Annotated in this window: 21 protein-coding genes; 15 read left to right on the top strand and 6 right to left on the bottom strand. The window is 67.0% G+C overall.

Going from position 1 to position 20,294, the window contains the following annotated elements:
• The first annotated feature begins 40 nt into the window (after window positions 1-40).
• The 9 genes from CXY91_RS07375 (at window position 41) to CXY91_RS07415 (ending at window position 9,170) form a co-directional block, all read left to right on the top strand.
• Window positions 41-1,366 (top strand): M20/M25/M40 family metallo-hydrolase, encoded by a 1,326-nt coding sequence (locus tag CXY91_RS07375; protein ID WP_100960056.1) that lies wholly within the window; start codon window positions 41-43, stop codon window positions 1,364-1,366.
• 11 nt (window positions 1,367-1,377) lie between these two features.
• A complete protein-coding gene (locus CXY91_RS07380; protein ID WP_100960058.1) occupies window positions 1,378-2,931 on the top strand; it encodes an ABC transporter substrate-binding protein in 1,554 nt (517 codons plus the stop codon).
• A 21-nt stretch (window positions 2,932-2,952) separates the two neighbouring features.
• Window positions 2,953-3,900: an ABC transporter permease gene (locus tag CXY91_RS07385; RefSeq protein ID WP_100960060.1), complete on the top strand. Its 948-nt coding sequence runs from the start codon at window positions 2,953-2,955 to the stop codon at window positions 3,898-3,900.
• Complete coding sequence (locus CXY91_RS07390) at window positions 3,893-4,717, top strand: ABC transporter permease (RefSeq protein WP_100960063.1); 825 nt, start codon at window positions 3,893-3,895, stop codon at window positions 4,715-4,717. The genes CXY91_RS07385 and CXY91_RS07390 overlap by 8 nt, the downstream gene beginning before the upstream one ends.
• A 3-nt stretch (window positions 4,718-4,720) precedes the next feature.
• Window positions 4,721-6,343, top strand: coding sequence for a dipeptide ABC transporter ATP-binding protein (locus CXY91_RS07395; protein ID WP_100960065.1), 1,623 nt, complete (start codon window positions 4,721-4,723; stop codon window positions 6,341-6,343).
• 16 nt (window positions 6,344-6,359) lie between these two features.
• Complete coding sequence (locus tag CXY91_RS07400; protein ID WP_100960067.1) at window positions 6,360-7,580, top strand: M20 family metallopeptidase; 1,221 nt, start codon at window positions 6,360-6,362, stop codon at window positions 7,578-7,580.
• Window positions 7,581-7,907: 327 nt separating this feature from the next.
• Window positions 7,908-8,237: an ArsR/SmtB family transcription factor gene (locus CXY91_RS07405; protein WP_100960069.1), complete on the top strand. Its 330-nt coding sequence runs from the start codon at window positions 7,908-7,910 to the stop codon at window positions 8,235-8,237.
• Entirely contained in the window at window positions 8,234-8,692 is a 459-nt protein-coding gene (locus CXY91_RS07410; protein ID WP_248307390.1) for an SRPBCC family protein, read from the top strand. The genes CXY91_RS07405 and CXY91_RS07410 overlap by 4 nt, the downstream gene beginning before the upstream one ends.
• 58 nt (window positions 8,693-8,750) lie before the next feature.
• A complete protein-coding gene (locus CXY91_RS07415) occupies window positions 8,751-9,170 on the top strand; it encodes a GFA family protein (protein WP_100960071.1) in 420 nt (139 codons plus the stop codon).
• Window positions 9,171-9,309: 139 nt separating this feature from the next.
• Here CXY91_RS07415 and pobA read toward each other — a convergent pair whose 3' ends face one another.
• Window positions 9,310-10,479: a 4-hydroxybenzoate 3-monooxygenase gene (gene pobA / locus CXY91_RS07420; protein WP_100960073.1), complete on the bottom strand. Its 1,170-nt coding sequence runs from the start codon at window positions 10,477-10,479 to the stop codon at window positions 9,310-9,312.
• A gap of 128 nt (window positions 10,480-10,607) precedes the next feature.
• On the opposite strand from pobA, the gene CXY91_RS07425 reads away from it, so the two are divergent.
• Both CXY91_RS07425 and thpR read left to right on the top strand, forming a co-directional pair.
• Complete coding sequence (locus tag CXY91_RS07425; protein WP_158673305.1) at window positions 10,608-11,483, top strand: helix-turn-helix domain-containing protein; 876 nt, start codon at window positions 10,608-10,610, stop codon at window positions 11,481-11,483.
• A gap of 133 nt (window positions 11,484-11,616) precedes the next feature.
• Window positions 11,617-12,177 (top strand): RNA 2',3'-cyclic phosphodiesterase, encoded by a 561-nt coding sequence (gene thpR / locus CXY91_RS07430; RefSeq protein WP_158673306.1) that lies wholly within the window; start codon window positions 11,617-11,619, stop codon window positions 12,175-12,177.
• 18 nt (window positions 12,178-12,195) lie between these two features.
• On the opposite strand, the gene CXY91_RS07435 is transcribed toward thpR, so the two are convergent.
• Window positions 12,196-12,777: a phosphoribosyltransferase family protein gene (locus CXY91_RS07435; protein WP_100960079.1), complete on the bottom strand. Its 582-nt coding sequence runs from the start codon at window positions 12,775-12,777 to the stop codon at window positions 12,196-12,198.
• A 181-nt stretch (window positions 12,778-12,958) separates the two neighbouring features.
• On the opposite strand from CXY91_RS07435, the gene CXY91_RS07440 reads away from it, so the two are divergent.
• From CXY91_RS07440 to CXY91_RS07450, 3 genes are all read left to right on the top strand, one after another.
• The gene (locus tag CXY91_RS07440; protein WP_100960798.1) at window positions 12,959-13,309 is read left to right on the top strand and encodes an ArsC family reductase; all 351 of its coding nucleotides are present in this window, start codon (window positions 12,959-12,961) and stop codon (window positions 13,307-13,309) included.
• 71 nt (window positions 13,310-13,380) lie between these two features.
• Window positions 13,381-14,505 carry a tRNA guanosine(34) transglycosylase Tgt gene (gene tgt, locus CXY91_RS07445; RefSeq protein WP_100960081.1) on the top strand — a complete coding sequence of 375 codons (1,125 nt, stop codon included), beginning with the start codon at window positions 13,381-13,383 and terminating at the stop codon, window positions 14,503-14,505.
• Window positions 14,502-15,293: a hypothetical protein gene (locus tag CXY91_RS07450; protein WP_248307391.1), complete on the top strand. Its 792-nt coding sequence runs from the start codon at window positions 14,502-14,504 to the stop codon at window positions 15,291-15,293. The genes tgt and CXY91_RS07450 overlap by 4 nt, the downstream gene beginning before the upstream one ends.
• Here the strand turns inward: CXY91_RS07450 and CXY91_RS07455 are convergent.
• Together CXY91_RS07455 and eno are read right to left on the bottom strand one after the other, a co-directional pair.
• Entirely contained in the window at window positions 15,267-16,175 is a 909-nt protein-coding gene (locus CXY91_RS07455) for a DMT family transporter (protein ID WP_158673307.1), read from the bottom strand. The genes CXY91_RS07450 and CXY91_RS07455 overlap by 27 nt on opposite strands.
• 100 nt (window positions 16,176-16,275) lie before the next feature.
• Window positions 16,276-17,559, bottom strand: coding sequence for a phosphopyruvate hydratase (gene eno, locus CXY91_RS07460; RefSeq protein WP_100960083.1), 1,284 nt, complete (start codon window positions 17,557-17,559; stop codon window positions 16,276-16,278).
• A 158-nt stretch (window positions 17,560-17,717) separates the two neighbouring features.
• On the opposite strand from eno, the gene queF reads away from it, so the two are divergent.
• Window positions 17,718-18,173 carry a preQ(1) synthase gene (queF, locus tag CXY91_RS07465; protein WP_100960803.1) on the top strand — a complete coding sequence of 152 codons (456 nt, stop codon included), beginning with the start codon at window positions 17,718-17,720 and terminating at the stop codon, window positions 18,171-18,173.
• Between the two features lie 17 nt (window positions 18,174-18,190).
• Here the strand turns inward: queF and CXY91_RS07470 are convergent, their stop codons facing one another.
• Together CXY91_RS07470 and kdsA are read right to left on the bottom strand one after the other, a co-directional pair.
• Window positions 18,191-19,408 carry an MFS transporter gene (locus CXY91_RS07470; protein ID WP_100960085.1) on the bottom strand — a complete coding sequence of 406 codons (1,218 nt, stop codon included), beginning with the start codon at window positions 19,406-19,408 and terminating at the stop codon, window positions 18,191-18,193.
• The gene (gene kdsA / locus CXY91_RS07475; protein WP_100960087.1) at window positions 19,401-20,270 is read right to left on the bottom strand and encodes a 3-deoxy-8-phosphooctulonate synthase; all 870 of its coding nucleotides are present in this window, start codon (window positions 20,268-20,270) and stop codon (window positions 19,401-19,403) included. The genes CXY91_RS07470 and kdsA overlap by 8 nt, the downstream gene beginning before the upstream one ends.
• Window positions 20,271-20,294 lie beyond the last annotated feature (24 nt).

A 20,294-nucleotide genomic window follows, 5' to 3' on the forward strand; every position in this document is an offset into this window, starting at 1 on the left:
GCACCGGCGCTGGACAAGCGTCGCGTCGTCCGGCTGAGCGATGACCGCGCCTGAATCCCTGCTGTATGGCAAGACAGCGCTGGCCGAGGCCCAAGGCTGGATCGCCGCCAATGTCGATGGCGCCGTCGCCGAGCTCGGCCGGATGATTGCGGTCGACACCTCCTTTCCGCCGGGCCAGGGCTATGACGAGTTCGCCGGGCTGATGGAGGACCTCGTCGTGCCGCTCGGTTTCGCGACCGAACGGGTGACCGTGCCCGAGACGCTGTGGCAGGTGCCGAACGGCCCGGCCGTTGGCCCGCGCACAAACCTGATCGCCAGCCGCCCCGGCGATCGGCCAGTCTGCGGCCTGTATTTCCACGTCGACACCGTGCCCGCTGCCGCTGGCTGGGCGACCGACCCGCTGCGGATGCAGTGCGATGGCGATCGCCTGATCGGCCTTGGCGCCGCCGACATGAAGGGCAGCATCGCCGCGATCCTGCTGGCTTTGCGCGCAGCGCAGGCCTGCGGTGTCGCGCTCGCCTATGACCCGATGCTGCTGTTCTGCACCGACGAGGAGGGCGGCCTCTATCCCGGCATTCGCTATTTCGCCGAGCAGGGCAAGCTTCCGGCTCACATCCTCAACTTCAACGGCAGCGCCGAGGCGCGGATCTGGGCCGGCTGCTTCGGCCTGTTCAACCTGCTGGTGCGTGTCCATGGCCAGGCCGTCCATGCCGGCGAGGGCAACCGCAAAGGCTCCGGCCTCAACGCCATAGAGAGCGCCCTGCCGCTGCTCAACGCGTTGATGGCGCTGAAGGCACAGGTCGCGACCCGGATCTCCGCCTTGCCGCCGCCGCCCGGCAAGCCGCCGCTCGCTGCCCAGCTCAATCTCGCCGCGATCGCAGGCGGCACGGCCGGGGGCCAGGTTCCGGCTCTGCTCGAGCTGACGATCAACCGCCGCTATGCCCCCGAGGAGCGTTTCGAGAAGGCGCTGGCCGAGATCGAGGCGGTGATCCGCCGCAGCGTCGCTACAGTACCCGGCCTCACGGTCGAGACCGCCTTGGTCGGCCATCTGATGCCGACGGCCGATCCGGCCGGCCCGCATTGGCCGCGCTGGCAGGCTGCGATGGGAGAGGGCTTCGGCTACGCGCCGGAGGATTTCCGGCGCTGGGGGGCGGCGAGCTGCTCCGATTTCGGCTGGGTCCAACGCGCGACCGGCCGGCAAGAGGTGCTGCTCGGTGGTCTCGGCCGGCCCGACCGCAACATCCATTCGCCCGGCGAATACACGACGGTGCCGGACATCGTCTCGCTGGCGCAGGCGGTGCTGTCCTATCTCGCCGCCGATTTCAGGCCCGATCTCAACCCCGACACCCCGCCGTCCCAGAGCTGAAGGAGCGCCCCATGCCGAGCATCCATCGTCGCGATTTCCTCGTCGCCTCCGCAGCCCTGAGCGGCCTAGCCCTCTCCGGCATGCCGGCCTTCGCCCAGGCGCCGCGCCGCGGCGGCACGCTTCGCGTCAGCGTCGACCAGGCGGTCGCCAAGCTCAACCCGCTCGTCACCCGGGTGAACCCGGAATATCTCGTCGCCGAACTGCTCTATTCCGGCCTGACCCGGCTCAAGCTCGACATGAGTGCCGAGCCCGATCTCGCTGAATCCTGGACGAATTCCGCCGATCTGACCGAATGGACCTTCGTTCTGCGCAAGGGCCTGGCCTTTCATGACGGCTCGCCCTGCACCGCTGCCGACGTCGTCGCGACCTTCGAGGCGATCCTCGACGCCAAGACCGCTTCGCCCGCCCGCCAGAATGTCGGGCCGATCGCCAAGGTGACGGCCAAGGACGACAGCACAGTCGTGTTCAGCCTGTTGGCGCCCTTTGCGGATCTGCCGGTGACGCTGGCCTATACCAACGCCAAGATCGTGCCGGCCGCCGTGATCAAAAGCGGGCTGGAGAAGCTCGATCGCCAGGCGGTCGGTACCGGCCCGTTCAAGCTCGTCTCCTTCGAGCCGGAGCGACTGATCGTCGTCGCCCGCAACGAGGCCTTCTACGACAAGGAGCGGCCCTATCTCGATCGGATCGAAGTGGTGGTCTACCCGGACGTCAGCGCCGAGGCTTCCGCTTTGATCTCGGGCGATACCGACCTCATCACCACGACCCCGCCGACCGAGTTCGGGCGCCTGCAGAAGGCGTCCGGTGTGAAGGCGCTGCGCGTGCCTTCGGGCCAGTTCTGCAATGTCAATTTCGGCTGCGACCAGAAGCCGTTCAATGACGTGCGCGTACGCCAGGCGCTGGCCCTCACCGTCGATCGCGCCGCGATGGTCGATTTCGTCACCGAAGGCTTCGGCTCCGCCGGCAACGACACGCCGCTCAACCCGGCCTATCGCTTCTATGCCGAGCAGCCGCTGAAGAAGGCCGATATCGCCAAGGCCAAGGCGCTGCTCGCCGAAGCCGGTTATCCGAAGGGGCTGGAGGCCACGTTGATCGCCTCCGACCGGCCGGGCCAGCGCACCCAGCTCGCGGTCGCGCTGCGCGAGATGGCCAAGCCCGCCGGCTTCGACATCAAGGTCGAGACCATGCCGCATGCGACCTATCTCGACCAGGTCTGGAAGAAAGGCTCGTTCTATGTCGGCTTCTACAACATGCAGGCGACGGCCGACGCCATCTTCTCGCTGCTCTACACCTCCAATGCCGCCTGGAACGAGACGCGCTGGAACAACGCGGCCTTCGACAAGCTCGTGTTCGAGGCGAGGGCCACGGTCGACGAGGCGAAGCGCCGCGCGCTCTATGCCGACGCGCAGAAGCTGATGAATGCCGAGGTGCCCTCGATCATCCCGGCCTTCTTCGACCTGCTCGGCGCCCAGCGCGACTGGGTCGAGGGCTATCAGCTGCATCCGCGCGGCGCCGTCTTCCGGCTCGACCATGTCTCGCTCGGCGCCAAGGCGCCGAAGCGCGGCTGAGCCGGACGGGACCGCAGCGCCGTGTCGCCGAGTTACGTCCTCAAGCGCATTCTGCTGATCGGCTACACGCTGCTGGTCGTGTCGCTGATCGTCTTCGCGATCACCCAGGTTCTGCCGGCCGACGCGGCCGTGATGATGCTGGGCGAGAATGCGACGCCGGACGCGCTGGCGGCGCTGCGTGCCAGGATGGGGCTGAACGATCCCATCTGGATGCAGTACCTGCACTGGCTCTCCGGCGTGTTGCGCGGTGATTTCGGCGTCTCGATGCGCACCGGCCAGCCGGTCGCGCCGGCGATGCTGGAAGCGCTCGGCCGCTCGCTGCTGCTCGCTTTGTTCTCGATCACGCTGATGCTGGCGGTGGCGATCCCGCTCGGCATCGTCGCCGCGGTCAGGCGGGGCAGGGCGGCCGATCTCGGTGTCGGCTTCCTGTCCTATGTCGGCGTCTCCTTGCCGGAATTCGTCACCGCGACGCTGATCGTGCTGGTGCTGGCCGACTGGCTGCAATGGCTGCCGGCGACCGGCTATGTGCCGCTGACCGAGGATCCGCTGCGGGGGGTGAAACACCTCGTCCTGCCGGTGCTGACGGTGTCGCTGATCCTGATCGCCCATGTCTCGCGCATGGTGCGTTCCGAGCTCGTCGATGTCCTGCACTCCGACTACATCCGCGCGGCGCGACTGAAGGGGCTGTCGAAGCGGCAGGTGCTGTTCAAACACGCGCTGCGCAACGCGCTGCTGCCGACCATCACCATCGTCGCGCTCGATGTCGGCTATCTGCTCGGCGGCGTCATCGTGGTCGAGGAGATCTTCGCGCTCCCCGGTATCGGCCGGCAGCTCATCGTCGCCATCCAGGCGCGCGACCTGCCCTCGATCCAGGCTGGCGCGCTGATCATGGCAACGACCTATGCCATCGCCAATTTCCTTGCCGATATCGCCTATGCCTGGCTCGACCGGAGGATCCAGTATGATTGAGATCCTCCGGCGCATGCTGCGCTCGCCGCAAGGCGCGCTCGGCCTCGTGATCGTCGGGCTGATCCTGCTCATCGTCATTGTCGGGCCCGCCGTCGCGCCCTACGACCCCGAGAAGATGGCGCCCTTGACGCGCTACAAGCCGCCGAGCGCGCAGTTCTGGCTCGGCACCGACCAGTATGGTCGCGATATCCTGAGCCGGCTGCTGCACGGCGCCCGCGCCACCGTCCTGCTGGCCGTGCTGGCGACGGCGCTGGGTACGCTGGTCGGGGCAGTCGTCGGCACTGTCTCCGCCTTCCTCGGCGGGCGCAGCGACGAGGCGATCATGCGCACCGTCGACGCGATCATGTCGATCCCGAGCCTGCTGCTGGCGCTGCTGATCGTGAACTTGCTCGGCAAGAGCAGCCTCAATGCGCTCTTCGCCATCGCGCTCGCCTTCGCGCCGGGCATGGCGCGCGTCACCCGCTCGGTCGCGCTCTCGGTGCGCAAGCAGGATTATGTCAACGCCGCGATCGCGCGTGGCGAGAGCGCCGCCTTCATCGTCGGGCGCGAGATGCTGCCGAACGTCATCGCGCCGATCATCGTCGAGATGACGATCCGCGTCGCCTTTGCGGTGATGCTGTTCGCGACGCTGTCCTTCCTTGGCCTCGGCGCCCAGCCACCGGCCTCCGAATGGGGGCTGATGGTCTCGGAAGCCCGGCGCTTCATGCATTTGAGCCCATGGATGATCCTGTGGCCGAGCCTTGCCGTCGCCCTGGTCGCGATCGGCTTCAACCTGCTCGGCGACGGGCTGCGCGACGTGCTGAACCCGAGGAGCTGAGCGATGGGCGAACCGATCCTCGACATCGCCGGCTACAGCCTCGACTACGCGACGCCGAGCGGCTTCACCCGCGCGCTAGATGACGTCACGCTGGCGATCGCCAGGGGCGAGGTGCTCGGCCTGGTCGGCGAATCCGGCTCGGGCAAGACCTCTCTCGCCTGGGCGATCATGCGCCATTTGCCCAAGAGCGCGCGCGAGGCCGGCCGCATCAGCCTGACGGGTCAGGACCTGCTCAAGACTAGCGAGGCCGAGATCGAGGCGATCCGCGGCCGGCGCATCGGCATGGTCTTCCAGGACCCCAGCACCTCGCTCAACCCGACCCTGCCGCTCGGCGAACAGCTCTCCGAGGTGCTGGTGCGCCATCGCGGCCTGACGCGCCGGCAGGCCTGGGCGGAAGGCGAGGAGCGCCTCGCCCATGTCGGCCTCAAGATTCCCAAGCAGATGATGCGGCGCTATCCGCACGAGGCCTCCGGCGGCGAGAAGCAGCGTGTCGTCATCGCCACCGCCTTCGCCTGCCAGCCCGAATGCATCATCTTCGACGAGCCGACGACGGCGCTCGACGTCATCACCGCCCGGCAGATCCTCGACTTGTTCAAGGCCTTGCAGGAGGAGACCGGCGTCGCCTCGCTCTATATCTCGCATGATCTCGCGCTGGTCTCGCAGATCGCGAGCAGAGTCGCCGTGATCCATCGCGGCAAGATCGTCGAGCAGGGTGGGGTGGGCGAGGTCTTTGCCCGGCCGCGCGACGCCTATACCCAAAGGCTGCTCGCCGCCGTGCCGCGGCCCGATCATCGCCTGGTCGAAGCCGCGCCTGAGACGGGGGACAGGCCGCTGGTCGAGGTCGAGAAGGTCAGCGTCCATTATGGCCGAAAACCCTTCCTCGGCCGCCTGCTCGGCCGGGCGAACACGCAATTCACCGGCAATCGCGAGGTCAGCCTGTCGATCAAGCCGGGCGAGATCCTCGGCATCGTCGGCGAATCCGGCTCGGGGAAGTCGACGCTGGCCAAGGCGATGACGGGCCTGAACCGCTTCGAGGGCGAGATCCGCTTCGCCGGCCGCAGGATCACCGGCCTCTCCGACATGGACCGGGCCTATCGCCGCGACGTCCAGATCATCTTCCAGCACCCCGATTCCTCGCTCAATCCACGCCAGCGCATCCGCGAGATCCTGTCGCGCCCGCTCGCGCTCTACGGCGAGCCGAGTGCGCGCAAGGATGCAGCCGCGATCGGCGAACTGTTGGAGCAGGTCAGGCTGCCGGCATCCTATGCCGAGCGTTATCCGCACCAGCTCTCCGGCGGCGAGAAGCAGCGCGTCGCGATCGCGCGCGCCTTCGCCTCCAGGCCCAAGCTGGTGATCTGCGACGAGATCACCTCGGCCCTCGACGTTTCCGTGCAAGCTTCGGTGATCGAGCTCTTGGTCGACCTGCAGAAGCGCTTCGGCACGGCCTATCTCTTCATTACTCACGACCTCAATCTGGTCCGCCAGATCGCCCACCGGATTGCGGTGATGTATCGCGGCGACCTGGTCGATCTCGTCGATGTCGCCGCGCTCTCCGGTGGCGATCTCCACCCCTACACCCGCTCCCTGCTCGCCGCCGTGCCCGCCTCGGCCACGGCCGCCGCCTGACCTTGCGAGGCCGACGATGACCCCCCGCGACCTGATCCATGCGCTCGACGAGAAGGCCTGCCTCGCGCTCCTCTCCGACTGGGTGAAGCACAAGAGCTACAGCGAAACCGAAGGTGAGAAGGCGCTCGTCCACCATGTCGTCGGACAGATGCAGGCGATGGGCCTCGAGGCGGAGGCGCAGCCCTTCGACGACGGCCGCCGCGCCAACGCCATCGGCCGCTGGAAGGGCGTCGGCGGCGGCAAGAGCCTGCTGTTCAACGGCCATCTCGACACCAATCCGGCTACCGAGGGCTGGACGGTCGATCCCTGGGGCGGGGTGGTCGACGACGAGTTCATCTACGGCATCGGCGTCTCGAACATGAAGGCCGGCGACGCGGCCTATTATTGCGCGGTCAAGACGCTGATCGACGCCGGCGTGAAGCTGAAGGGCGACGTGATCCTGACTTTCGTCGTCGGCGAGTTGCAGGGCGGCGTCGGCACAGTCGCGGCGATCCGCAACGGCATTCGCGCCGACTATTTCGTCAACAGCGAGCCGACCGACCTGCAGGCCGTGACCATGCACGCCTGTGCCTTCTCCTTCGTGATCGAGCTCACCGGCAACACGCGCCACCTCTCCAAGCGCGAGCACGCGGTCGATGCGATCATGGCCGCCTGCGACCTGATCCCGAAGCTGAACGCCATGACCTTCTCCGGCGCGCCGTCGCCCGAGCATGAATCGATCAACCGCGTCCATGTCGGCGTCGTCCACGGCGCGCTCGGCAAGGAACTGCACGAATGGCGCGCCCCGCAGGTCTCGGACTATTGCAAGCTCAAGGGCTCCGGCCGCTATGCGCCCGGCCAGACGCAGGAAGGCGCGCTCGCCGACATGCGGCGCGAGCTCACCGCGCTGGAGCAGCGCTTCCCCGGCCTCAAGACCGCGATCCGCATCGAGAAAAAGGAGGGGCACCAGTCGATGCCGGCCTTCGAGGTCGCGAAGGACGCCCGCATCGTCAAGAGCATCAACGCCGCCTACCAGGTGGTGCGCGGCGAGGCGCAGCCGACCGGGGCGATCAAGCCACCCGGCTTCTTCGGCACCGATGCCGGCCATCTCTATGCCGAGGCAGGCATGGAAGGCATCGTCTGCGGTCCCGGCGGGCGCTACAACACCATGCCCGACGAGCGCGTCGAGATCCGCGACTTCCTCGACATGGTCCGCATCTACATGCTGACCATCCTTGACATCTGCGAAGTGGCGTGAGTCCGGTCTTCCCGCGCGAGGACTTCACCCGCCGGGTCGCCAGGGCCCGGACCGCCATGGCGCAAGCGGGCGCCGAGCCGCTGCCGGTCGACCATGCCGAATTACTGTCCTGACTGACCAGCTATACCGTCTCGGAGACGATTTATCGCGTCGCCTTCCTGCCGCGCGAGGGGCCGAAGGCTGCCGGAGACTGACCGCGACGCCGGGCGGGCTGCTCACCAACCGCATGGACTGAGAGAGAGGGAGGGCCGGCCTTTCGCCGGCCGGCCTTCTTGGCTCAGTCGAATTAGTATTGACTAATGAATTAGCGATTGCTAATTGATTTGTATGCTCGAGATCGCTCCCGTCTCCACCGTCATGCGTGCGCTCGCCGATCCGACCCGGCGTGCCGTGTTCGAGCGCATTTCCGCTTGCGACGAGATCACCGTCGCGGAGCTCACCCGCGGTAGCGGCGTGACGCAGGGCGCCATCTCGCAGCATCTCAAATCACTGAAGCAGGCCGGCCTCGTCGCCGAGCGGCCGGAGGGTCGCAACGTCTTCTATCGCGCCGAGCCGGAAGGCCTGGCGCCGCTCGTCGACTGGATCGGCCATTACGGCGTGTTCTGGCGCGAGCGCTTCGCCAACCTTCGCAGCCTTCTCAAGGAGATCGACCCGTGATCGACCTGAAGCCCGCCACACAGGCGATCATCGTCGACGAGATCCTGCCGCACGCGCCCGAAACGATCTGGAAGGCGCTGACCTCGAGCAGGCTGATCGCCCGCTGGATCATGGAACCCACGGGCTTCGCGCCCGTCCAGGGCACGCGCTTCACCTTCAAGACGACGCCGGCCGGCGCCTGGGACGGCACGATCCATTGCCAGGTGCTCGAGGTGATCCCGAACGAGCGACTGTCCTATTCCTGGAAGGGCGGTGACGACGGCAATGTCGGCTACGGCTCCCGGCTCGACACGGTCGTCACCTGGACGCTGTCCAGGCAAGGGGACGGCACGCGCGTGCGCCTCGTCCATTCCGGCTTCGAGCTGCCGCGCAACGAGATCGCCCTCACCAATATGGGCCGCGGCTGGAAGAGTATCCTGCCGCGCCTCGGCGATTTCGCTGGCGAGGACGACTGACCACCGCCGACGCCTTCCACAGTCTCGGCTGTTTCCCATCCCTTCCTGGAGAATGACGATGAGCCATGCCTATACGGGCGGCTGCGCCTGCCGCGCGATCCGCTACGAGATCACTGCCGAACCGGTCGCGAGTAATGACTGCCAGTGCCGCCAGTGCCAGCGCCAGAGCGGCACCGGCCACAGCTCTTATCTCAGCTTCGCCGGCGCGCCCGTCACGGTCGAGGGCAAGGCGAGCACCTGGGACGTGGCCGGCGAGGGCGGCACGGTCAAGCGCTGCGCCTTCTGCCCAACCTGCGGCTCACCGGTCTACCTGACCTTCCCGGACATTCCCGACCTGTTCATCATCCGCGCCGGCAGCCTCGACGAGCCCGCCCGCTACAAGCCGGAGATGGTGTTCTGGCATTCTGTCGCCCAACCGTGGGACCATGTGCCTCCAGAGGCCACGAAGTTCGAGAAGCTGCCGCCTCGGGGAGGTTGAGCATCTTCGGAATCACGCCGTCATCCCGGGCTTGACCCGGGACCCATTCCGGAACCTCACTCGGAAAGGCTCCGGAATCGGTCCCGGATCTCCGCTTCGCTCCGGCGACACCAACTTTGGCGGAGCAATCTTGCCGGCCTCAATAGGGCAGGCCGACATAGTTCTCCGCGACGCTTGTGAGCGCGGCCTGCGATTGCGCGAGGTAGTCGAATTCGGCGCGCCTGATGCGCTGGTCGAAGGCGCTCGCCTCCGGAAACAGATGCAGCAGGTTGGTCATCGACCAGGAGAAGCGCACCGCCTTCCAGACCCGCGCCAGCGCCTTCGCCGAATAGGCATCGAGCCCGGCATCGGAACGCTCGGCATAGTGCTCGCGCAGCGCCTCGAACAGGTAGTGCACGTCGCTGGCGGCGAGGTTCAGCCCCTTGGCGCCGGTCGGCGGCACGATGTGGCCGGCATCGCCGGCGAGGAAGAGCCGGCCGAAGCGCAGCGGCTCGGCGACGAAGCTGCGCAGCGGCGCGATGCTCTTTTCCAGCGACGGTCCTGGCGTCACCGCCGCTGCGACCTCTTCCGGCACGCGCCGACGCAACTCGTCGAAGAAGCGCTGATCCGACCAGGCCTCGACCGTCTCGTCGAGTGCCACCTGGACATAATAGCGGCTGCGGGTCTGCGAGCGCATCGAGCAGAGCGCGAAGCCAAGGGGCGAGCTGGCATAGACCAGTTCATGTGCAGCCGGCGGCCGGTCGACCAGCAGGCCGAGCCAGCCGAAAGGATAGACGCGCTCGAACGTCTTGATCGCCTCGATCGGGACCGAGGCGCGGCAGATGCCGTGGAAGCCATCGCAGCCGGCGATGAAATCGCAGGCGATCTCGCGGCGCTTGCCCGCGACGATGAAGCTGACGCGCGGCAAGGTGCCGTCGAAATCATGCAGCTGGACGTCCTCTGCCTCGTAGAAGCTCGTCGTGCCGGCGCCCTGCCGTACCTCCATCAGGTCCTGCGTCACCTCGGTCTGGCCGTAGACCGTGACCTGCTTGCCGGTCAGCCCCTTGAGATCGACGCGCTGCAGGCGGCCTTCGAAGGCAAGCGAGAAGCCGTCATGCGGCAGACCCTCCGCCGCCAGGCGCGCGCCGACGCCGGCTTCATGCAGCAGGTCGACCGTGCCCTGTTCGAGCACGCCGGCGCGAATGCGCGAGAGCACATAGTCGGCGCTCTTGCGTTCCAGGATGACGTTGTCGATGCCCTGCCGGCTGAGCAACTGCCCAAGCAGCAGGCCGGACGGTCCGGCGCCGACGATCACGACTTGCGTGCGCATGGCGTTCTCCCTGGAATCCCCGGCTCGCCGAGCCTCGGTACTTTCAAGTGAATCTGCCATTGCGATTGCTTGACGTGAATGGAGCTTTCACCCAACCTCTTGGACAAATCGAACATCGGATGGTTCGAATGCCGCTCGCCTCGGTGCCCGCCTACTGGCTCTATGACGAGCCGCGAGAGCAGCGGTTTCCAGATGCGCTGCATATCGAGCGGATCAGCGCCCGCAGCGCCCCGCGCGACTGGCGGATCGAACCGCACCGCCACCAGGACATGGCGCAGTTCTTCCTGATCGCCTCCGGTGGCGGGCTGGTGCGGATCGACGGCACCGACCATCGTCTCATCCCCGGCACGGTTCTGCTGCTGCCGCCGCTGGCGATCCATGAGTTCCGTTTCGATCCGGATACCGAAGGTTTCGTCGCCAGTGTCGCGACCTCGACGCTGACGCCGCTGATCGAGGCCGAGCCGGCGCTCGGCGCCGTGCTAGGGGAGGCCTTCGTAGGTCGGCGAGGGGTGGACGACGCCAGCATCATCGAGCTCATAGTGGTGATGGAGACCGCGCTGGCCGAATTCGCCCGCAACCGCGGCAGCCGCGAGCTCGCGCTCGCCGCCCATGCACGGCTGATCGCGATCTGGTTTGCCCGAATTGCGCGCTCGCATGCGGTCGCGGCCAGCGGCGCCAACGATGCCCGCGCCGTGCTCGTCCGCCGCTTCATCGAGCGGGTCGAGAGCTATTTCCACACGCATGAGCCGCTCGCCGCCTATGCGCGTGACCTCGGCGTCACCGGCCCGCACCTGACCCGTGTCTGCCGCGAGCTGCTCGGCCATTCCGCCATGCGGGTGATCCAGGGGCGGCTGATGATCGAGGCGCGGCGGGATCTCGTCTACACCCGCTCGCCGGTCTCGCAGATCGCTTTCCGGCTCGGCTTCTCCGACCCCGCCTATTTCTCCCGCTTCTTTGCGGCGCGGGCTGGCATGTCGCCGTCGGAGTACCGGGCGGCGGGGTGAGGGCGTTCAGGGACCGGGCTCAGCGGTTATTCATGTTCTCTTTTTGTTCTACTATCAGAAGATGAGGAGATCATCTCCCGACCAGTTCGACCTATTCGGCGGAGGTGGAGACACTGGACCCGCGAAGCCCTCGTTGCAGGCCGAGGGCCAATCTGACGCGGCTTGGTGCAGCTACTTTTTTGCTGTCGTGCCGCCATCCAACATCGCTCGGTCGATCGACGCGCTCGGGCGTCAGCTTCGGCAATCAATGAAGCTGCGGGGCAATCTGGTCGGGCCCGAACGCTATCATGTCAGCCTGTGCGGTATCGGCGCGTTCGGCGAAGCCCCGTCTGGAATTGTCGATCGTCTGAAGCAGATTGGCGCGTCAATTCACGAGCCACGCTTCGATATCTTTTTTGACCAGGCGGAAGCGTTTGGTAGCTCGTACGGACAGCGGTCGCTCGTTCTTACGGCTAGTGACACGCTGCCCGCCTTGCTCGCACTCCAAAGACGCCTTCATGATGCCATGCAGGCGGCGAGCATACCTGTCGACGAGCGGTTCGATCCGCACATCACTCTGCTCTACGACAAGCGGCCCGTTCCCCGGATCGAGATACCGCGTCTGAGCTTCACCGTTCCCGAGTTCGTCCTGATCCGCAGCGTCCATGGCGCGAGCCGCCACGACCATCTCGCCCGCTGGTCACTCGGCAGTTGATGACCACGCAGCGTCCGCTTAGGCGCCTTCTCCTTCAGGTGCTATCCGCGGGACAGTGCGCAACACCTCTGCCGTAATGCCGCCACCCGCAAGCCGCTCACGCCCGCCCATGCCCTCGATGTCGAAGACGAAGAGCGCCGTGTTGCAATGGCCGCCGAGCCGGCGGATCAGGCGCGCCGCCGCCAGCGCCGTGCCGCCGGAGATCAGGCAATCGTCGACGATCGCGACATGGCGCCCCGCCAGCCGCGCGCCTTTCGAGATCACGACGCCTTCGCCGAGCTCGTAGTTCGCCATGATGCTGCGCATCACGCCGTTGCGCAGCGAATCGACCTTGCGGATGTCGAAGAAGCCGAGGCCGTTGCGAGAGGCCAGCGCGCCGGCGAGGCCGAGCCCGCCAATGTCGATGCCGGCGAGGATCTCGACCTTCGCCGGAACTCGTTGCGCCAACTCGTCCACCATGCGTCGCGTCAGGGTCGCGTCGACGGTTGTGATCGAGATATCGGGAAAATCGACGCCGGCGGCAGGATGATTTTTCCAGGGGCGGAACGGAATGTCGAAATCGTCGTCGCCCGTCGCGAGTGGATCAAGTCCATCGATCATGACACGTCCATTCGATTCTCTGCTCGCCCGATACGCGCCATCGTTACCGATAGCATGACGGAGCGCGAGGGGAGCCGAATGGGTTTGGGCCTCATGCGTTGAGGCTCCGCGGAGACGTCGCTTGATCTCCAACGGCCATCATGCCAACCCGCGCCGACGGCAATCAGGGACGGCCCGGACGATGGTCACGCTCTACGGCATCAAGAACTGCGACACGATGAAGAAGGCCTGGAGCTGGCTCGACGCGCACAAGGTCCCCTACGTCTTCCACGATTACCGCGTCTCAGGCATCGACAAGGCCCATCTCGAAGCCTGGTGCCGCGAGCTCGGCTGGGAGAAGGTGCTCAACAAGGGAAGCACGACCTTCCGCGAGCTGCCCGAGGCCGACAGGCAGGGTCTCGACGAGCAGAAGGCGATCGCGTTGATGCTGGCACAGCCGACCATGATTAAGCGCCCGGTGCTCGATCTCGGCGACCGCCGTATCCTCGCCTTCAAGCCCGACGCCTACGATGCGGCTTTCGCCAAGCGCTGAGCTGCCGACACAGGCCCGCACAGCGCGCAAGGCTCTTCCGTAGAGTGCCGCGCTGGGCTAGGCCCGCGCCCATGACGACGGATTTCAGCTTCCATCTTCTCGGCCGGGACGGCGCTGCCCGCACCGGCGAGGTCCGCATGCCGCGCGGTGTGATCCGCACGCCGGCCTTCATGCCGGTCGGCACCGCCGCGACGGTCAAGGGTATGTATCCCGAGCAGGTCAAGGCGCTCGGCGCCGATGTCGTGCTCGGCAACACCTATCACCTGATGCTGCGGCCCGGCGCCGAGCGCGTCGCCAGGCTCGGCGGCCTGCACAAGTTCATGAACTGGCCGCACCCGATCCTGACCGATTCCGGCGGCTTCCAGGTGATGTCGCTCGCCAATCTGCGCAAGCTGACCGAAGAAGGCGTTACCTTCCAGTCCCACATCGACGGCTCGAAGCATGTGCTGTCGCCGGAGCGCTCGGTCGAGATTCAGAACCTGCTCGGCTCCGACATCGTCATGCAGCTCGACGAATGCGTCTCGCTGCCTTGCGAGGACAAGGTTGCCGAGAAGGCGATGCATCTGTCGCTGCGCTGGGCCGAGCGCTGCAGGAAAGCCTTCGGCGATCCGGCGGGGAGGGCGCTGTTCGGTATTGTGCAAGGTGGCGCCGTGCCGGCCCTGCGCGTCGAGAGCGCCCGCGAGCTCGCCGCCATGGATCTCACAGGCTACGCCATCGGCGGGCTCGCCGTCGGCGAGCCGCAGGATGTGATGCTGGCGATGATCGAGACGGTCGAGCCGCATCTGCCCAGTGAGAAGCCGCGCTATCTGATGGGCGTCGGCACGCCCGACGACATCGTCGAGGCGGTCAGGCGCGGCGTCGACATGTTCGACTGCGTGATGCCGACGCGGGCCGGACGCCACGGCCAGATCTTCACCCGCTTCGGCCGCATGAACCTGAAGAACGCCAAGCACGCCGAGGATGGCAGGCCGATCGATCCGCAATCCTCCTGCCCGGCGGCGAACAGCTATTCGCGCGCCTATCTGCACCATCTGGTCAAGGCCGAGGAGATGCTCGGCAAGATGCTGCTGACCTGGGTCAACCTCGCCTATTACCAGGAGCTGACGGCGGGCCTGCGCGCCGCTATCGCAGCAGGGCGCCTGGAAGACTTTATCGCTGAGACCAAGGAAGGCTGGGCCAAGGGCGAGCCGGCGTGATCGAACCATGGCTCGGCCTGCTGCTGCTGAAGATGGCGGTCGCGGCCGCCATCGTCGTCAGTTGTTCGCTGCTGGCCGAACGGAGCGGGCCATTGCTCGCGGCGATGATCGCGACGCTGCCGATCTCGGCCGGGCCGGTCTATGTCTTTCTGGCGCTCGACCATGACGCCGCCTTCATCTCGGCGAGTGCGCTCGCCAGCATGAGCTCCAATCTCTCCAATGCCGGCCTGTCGCTGGTTTATGTCCTGCTGGCGCAGCGCTTCGGCACCGTGACCTGCCTTGTTGCGGCGCTGCTGACCTTCTTCGTGCTGGTCTCCGGCCTGCAGGCGCTGGCCTTGCCGTTCAGTGCCATGCTGGTGGCGACGCCGGTCGTCTTCCTGATTCTGCACCGTATCGTGCGGCCTTACCTCGCCGCGCGCCCCGCGATCACACCGCGGCGGCCCTGGTATGCGATCCCGCTGCGGGCCGCGGCGGTCGCGGCCCTGGCCGGCACGGTCACCACCATCAGCGCGCGCGTCGGCCCGGCCTGGTCGGGCGTGCTGGCGACCTTTCCGATCGTCCTGTCGAGCCTGATCGCGATCCTGCAGCCGCGTATCGGCGGGCCGGCCAGTGCCGCGGTCATTGCAAACAGCCTGCTGGGGCTGCTCGGTTTTGGCTTCGCGATGGCGCTGGTCCATGTCGCGGCCGTGCGGCTCGGCTCGTGGCCGGCGCTCGGTCTCGGCCTGCTGGTCTGTATCGTCTGGAATCTTGGGCTGATGGCGCTAGCGCGCCGGCGCGCGCCGCCATGAGGCGACGAACAGTCCGGCGATGATCAGCGCGATGCCGCCGACCTGCAGCCCGCTCGGAATCTCGCCGAGCACGGGGATCGCCAGCAGCGTGCCGGCGACCGGGATCATCGGCGGAAAGCGCCCAGCGACGGAGGGGCCCAGTACCGGCGTCGACCAGCTCCAGATCCACAGGCCGACGATGACGTTGAGGACGCCCTGATTGATCGCGTGCAGCAGCAGAACCCACCAGGGCGCGACGTCGAAGCCGCGGAAATAGAAGGCGAAGTAGATTGGCAGATAGGCCATCGACAGCACCGAAACGACGGCCGTGGCCTTGAGTGCATTGACCCGCCAGAGCTGGATCAGCAGCGGATAGCCGCCCCAGACCAGCCCGACGCCGAGGAAACAGAGATCGCCGAAAACGATGCTCGGATTGGAATGCGTCGTGCCGGCAATGCCGAGACATGCGAGGCCGACGAGCACCGCGATCACGCCGAGCACGAGCTGCCGCGTCAACAGCGCGCCGAACAGGACGACGCTGCCGACGATGCCGATCACCGTGACGGTGCCCGGTCCGATCACTGCGCCGTGCGCTGCCGGGGCGAAGGTCAGCCCGGTCATGAGCAGGAAGCTCATCGGGAAACCGCTCATCACCGCCAGGACCAGACCGCGCTTCCAGCCGAGACCGGCGCAATCGCGCAGGCCGCCAGCCATCATGAAGCTCGGCAGCAGCAGGAAGCCGGCCGTGACGAAGCGCAGCGCCAGCATGTCGTGCGATGAAAGCCCGTTCAGCACGGCGTGACGGCTGACGACGAAGTTGGCCCCGAAGATCAGCATGGCGAACGTCATGCCGGCAAAGGCGAGCCGCCGGCGCCGGCGCAGCCGCTCGTCCGAAAGGGGCACGGTTTGATGCATGCCCCAACCTAGTTCAAAGCTGGAGCATGCGGTTAGTGGTGCCAGCGCATGGCGCGGCCGCGCCGCTGGCTATTCCGGTGCCACAGGCTCAGGCCAGCGCCTTCAGCGCCGAGCGGCCGGCATAGACCGCCTGCGCGCCGAGTTCCTCCTCGATGCGCAGCAGCTGGTTGTACTTCGCAGTCCGGTCGGAGCGGGCCAGCGAGCCGGTCTTGATCTGCCCGCAATTGGTCGCAACGGCGAGGTCGGCGATGGTCGCGTCCTCGGTCTCGCCCGAGCGATGCGACATCACCGCGGTGTAGCCGGCGCGCTGGGCCATCTCGACGGCCGCCAGCGTCTCGGTCAGCGTGCCGATCTGGTTGACCTTGACCAGGATCGAGTTGGCCGTCTTCGCCTTGATGCCCTGCGACAGGCGGGTGACGTTGGTGACGAAGAGGTCGTCGCCGACGAGCTGGCACTTGTTGCCGACGAGATCGGTCAGCGCCTTCCAGCCCTCCCAGTCGTCCTCGGCCATGCCGTCCTCGATCGAGACGATCGGATAGCCGGCGACCAGCTTGGCGAGGTACTTCGCCTGCGCCTTCGGGTCGCGGGTTTTGCGTTCGCCTTCATAGACATAGGAGCCGTCCTTGAAGAACTCGGTCGCGGCGCAGTCGAGCGCCAGCGCGACGTCTTCGCCGGGCTTGTAGCCGGCCTTTTCGACCGCCTGCATGACGAAGTCGAGCGCCGCTTCCGCCGACTTGATGTTGGGGGCAAAGCCGCCCTCGTCGCCGACATTGGTGTTGTGGCCGGCGTCGTGCAGCGCCTTCTTCAGCGTGTGGAAGATCTCGGCACCCATCCGCAGCCCCTCGGCGAAGGAGGGCGCGCCGATCGGCATCACCATGAATTCCTGGAAGTCGATCGGGTTGTCGGCATGGGCGCCGCCGTTGACGATGTTCATCATCGGAACGGGGAGGACGCGGGCCGAGGTGCCGCCGACATAGCGATAGAGCGGCAGGCCGGAGGCGTCGGCCGCCGCCTTTGCGACGGCGAGCGAGACGCCTAGAATGGCGTTGGCGCCGAGCTTGCTCTTGTTCGGCGTGCCGTCGAGCTCGATCATCGCCTGGTCGATCGCGGCCTGGTCCTCGGCGTCCATCGCGACGATCGCCTCGGCGATCGCGACGTTGACGGCCTCGACCGCCTTGAGCACGCCCTTGCCGAGATAGCGGCTCTTGTCGCCGTCGCGGAGCTCGACCGCCTCGTGCGCGCCGGTCGAGGCGCCCGACGGCACGGCGGCGCGGCCCATCGAGCCGTCCTCGAGCACGACATCGACCTCGACCGTCGGGTTGCCGCGGGAATCGAGGATCTGGCGGCCGATGATGTCGATGATCGCGGTCATGTCAGGCTCCGGAGCTGAGGTGGGCAAGGGATGCCGCGCTTCTAGACAAGACAGGCGGCGACGGGAAGGGGCGGTGGCGTTTATCCGGGCCCGGCATTAAAAGCCCCAGCAACTCCAGCGTCTGCCTACGGCGGATGTACATCGATCAGGACCACGCCATGACCATCGACGCCTCGACCCTCCAGCTCGGCAAGGCGAGCGACCTGCCGCGCTCTCCGGAGGAGGCCCGCCTCGACCGCGTGCCGAACCCGCATGCCGGCACCGACTATCTCGCCCGCTTCACCTGCCCGGAATTCACCTCGATCTGCCCGGTCACCGGCCAGCCCGATTTCGGTATCCTGGTGATCGACTATCTGCCGGGCGACTGGCTGGTCGAATCGAAGTCGCTCAAGCTCTATCTCGGCGCCTTTCGCAATCACGGCGCCTTCCACGAGGACTGCACCGTCGGCATCGGCAAGACGCTGGTCGAGCTGCTCGAGCCGAAATGGTTCCGCATCGGCGGCTACTGGTATCCGCGCGGCGGCATCCCGATCGACGTCTTCTTCCAGACCGGCGAGCCTCCGAAAGGCCTCTGGCTGCCCGATCAGGGCGTCGCGCCTTATCGCGGGCGCTGACGCGCAGCGCTGAACCTCTAAGTCCGGCTGCCGGCCAGCGGCAGGACGCGCGGCGTTGCGAAGCCGAGCAGGGTGATCCCGGCGGCGAAAAGCAGGATTGCGCCGCTGGTGCCGAACAGATGCAGGGCGGCGCCCATCAGCACCGGCCCGAGCGCATGGCCGCAGAACAGCGCGCAGGCGAAGAGCGCCACCGCCGAGCCGCGCGCGGTCGGTGCAAGCTCGGTCGCCTGTGCCTGGAAGGTGCCGTGCATCAGGAAGAAGCCGAAGCCGTTCAACGTGAAGATCGCGACCGCGCTCCACCAGGGCAGGAAGGGGAGCGAGAACAGAGCGAAGGCGAGGCCCATCACGATGCCGCCCAGCGTCGTCATCCGGGTCGGGCCGAGCCGCTCGACCAGGATGCGGGTCAGCACGCCATAGACGATGCCGCCGAGCCCGGTGCCGGCGATGACGAGGCCCGCCTGCGACGGCCCGACGCCGGCGCGCTCCTGCAGGATCGCGGCGATATAGGGCGGCATGCCGAAGATCAGGCTGCCCTCGACGATGACGAGCCCGTAAAGCAGCTTCGAACGCGGATTGGCGAAGACGGCGGCATAGTTCGCGAGCGCGCCGGCGAAGCTGAGTGGCGCGCGTCGCGCATCCGGCCGCGGCTTCAGCACCAGCACGACGAGCAGCCCGGCGATTGCGGCGATTGCGCCGGCCATCAGGAAGACGTAGCGCCAGCCCAGATGCTCGGCGACCAGGCCGGAGCAAGCCGCCCCGACCATCTGCCCGACGATCATCAGCACCAGGAAGCGGCCGAGCATGACCTGCCGCTCGGCCATGGGAGCCCGGTCGCCGATCGCCGCCATCGCGACCGGAATGATGCCCCCGGCGGCGATGCCGGCGACCATGCGCACGACCGTCAGCACTTCGAACGAGCCGGCGAAAGTCACGGCGAGCGACAGCAGCGCGAGTGCGCCGAGGCAGGTCGCGATCGTCCGGAGCTTGCCCAGAGAATCCGCGATCGGTCCGAGGAAAGGCTGGCCGACGGCGTAGGCGAAGGAGAATGCGGTCGCGACGGTAGCGACCTGGGCGATGCTGCGGCCGAACTCGGCCGCCAGCGTCGGCACCAGCGGGTCGAGCAGCCGCATGGTGAAGGTCGAGGCGAATCCGCACGCCCCGAGCACGAGGATGAGTGAATTCAGCGAACCTTGCGGGGGCGCGGGCGGAGCGGTGCTGGCTGACGTCTCAGACATACGCCAGCGTAGAATGCGCCGAGCGCTTGGCAAGCCGGTCGAACTCTTGCAGCTCTGCGATTAGTGCATGGAAGTCACGCAGTGGCACCATGTTCGGCCCGTCCGACGGGGCGTTGTCGGGGTCGGGATGGGTCTCGATGAAGACGCCGGCGACGCCGACCGCGACCGCGGCACGCGCCAGCACCGGCACGAATTCGCGCTGGCCGCCGGTCGAGGCGCCCTTGCCGCCGGGCTGCTGCACCGAATGGGTGGCGTCGAAGATCACGGGCGCGCCGATCTCCGCCATGATCGGCAGGCTACGCATGTCGGTGACCAGCGTGTTGTAGCCGAAGGAAGCCCCGCGCTCGGTCAACATCACGTTCGGATTGCCGCTCTCGGTCACCTTCGCGGCGACGTTGACCATGTCCCAGGGCGCCAGGAACTGGCCCTTCTTGACGTTGACGACGCGGCCGGTCCTGGCGGCGGCGACGAGCAGATCGGTCTGCCGGCAGAGGAAGGCCGGAATCTGCAGGATGTCGACCACCTCGGCGACCGGCGCGCACTGGCTCACATCGTGGATATCGGTCAGCACCGGCAGCCCGGTACGCTCGCGGATCTCGGCGTAGACGGGCAGGGCGGCGTCCAGGCCCATGCCACGCTGGCCCTTCACGCTGGTGCGGTTGGCCTTGTCGAAGGAAGCCTTGAAGACCAGCCCGATACCGAGCTTTTCAGCCGTCTCCTTCAACTGCAGCGCGATCTCGAGCGCGTGATCGCGGCTCTCCATCTGGCAGGGGCCGGCGATCAAGGCGAGCGGCAGGCCATTGCCGAAGCGGACGGGGCTGGAAAGATCAGCGCCCACGGTGACGATGGCGTTGGCGGTCATGGTGGGCTCCTTGGCTAAGGGCGC

The organism is Allobosea sp. FBZP-16 (assembly GCF_002831785.1).
In the GTDB taxonomy this organism is placed as follows: Bacteria; Pseudomonadota; Alphaproteobacteria; order Rhizobiales; family Beijerinckiaceae; genus Allobosea; species Allobosea lupini.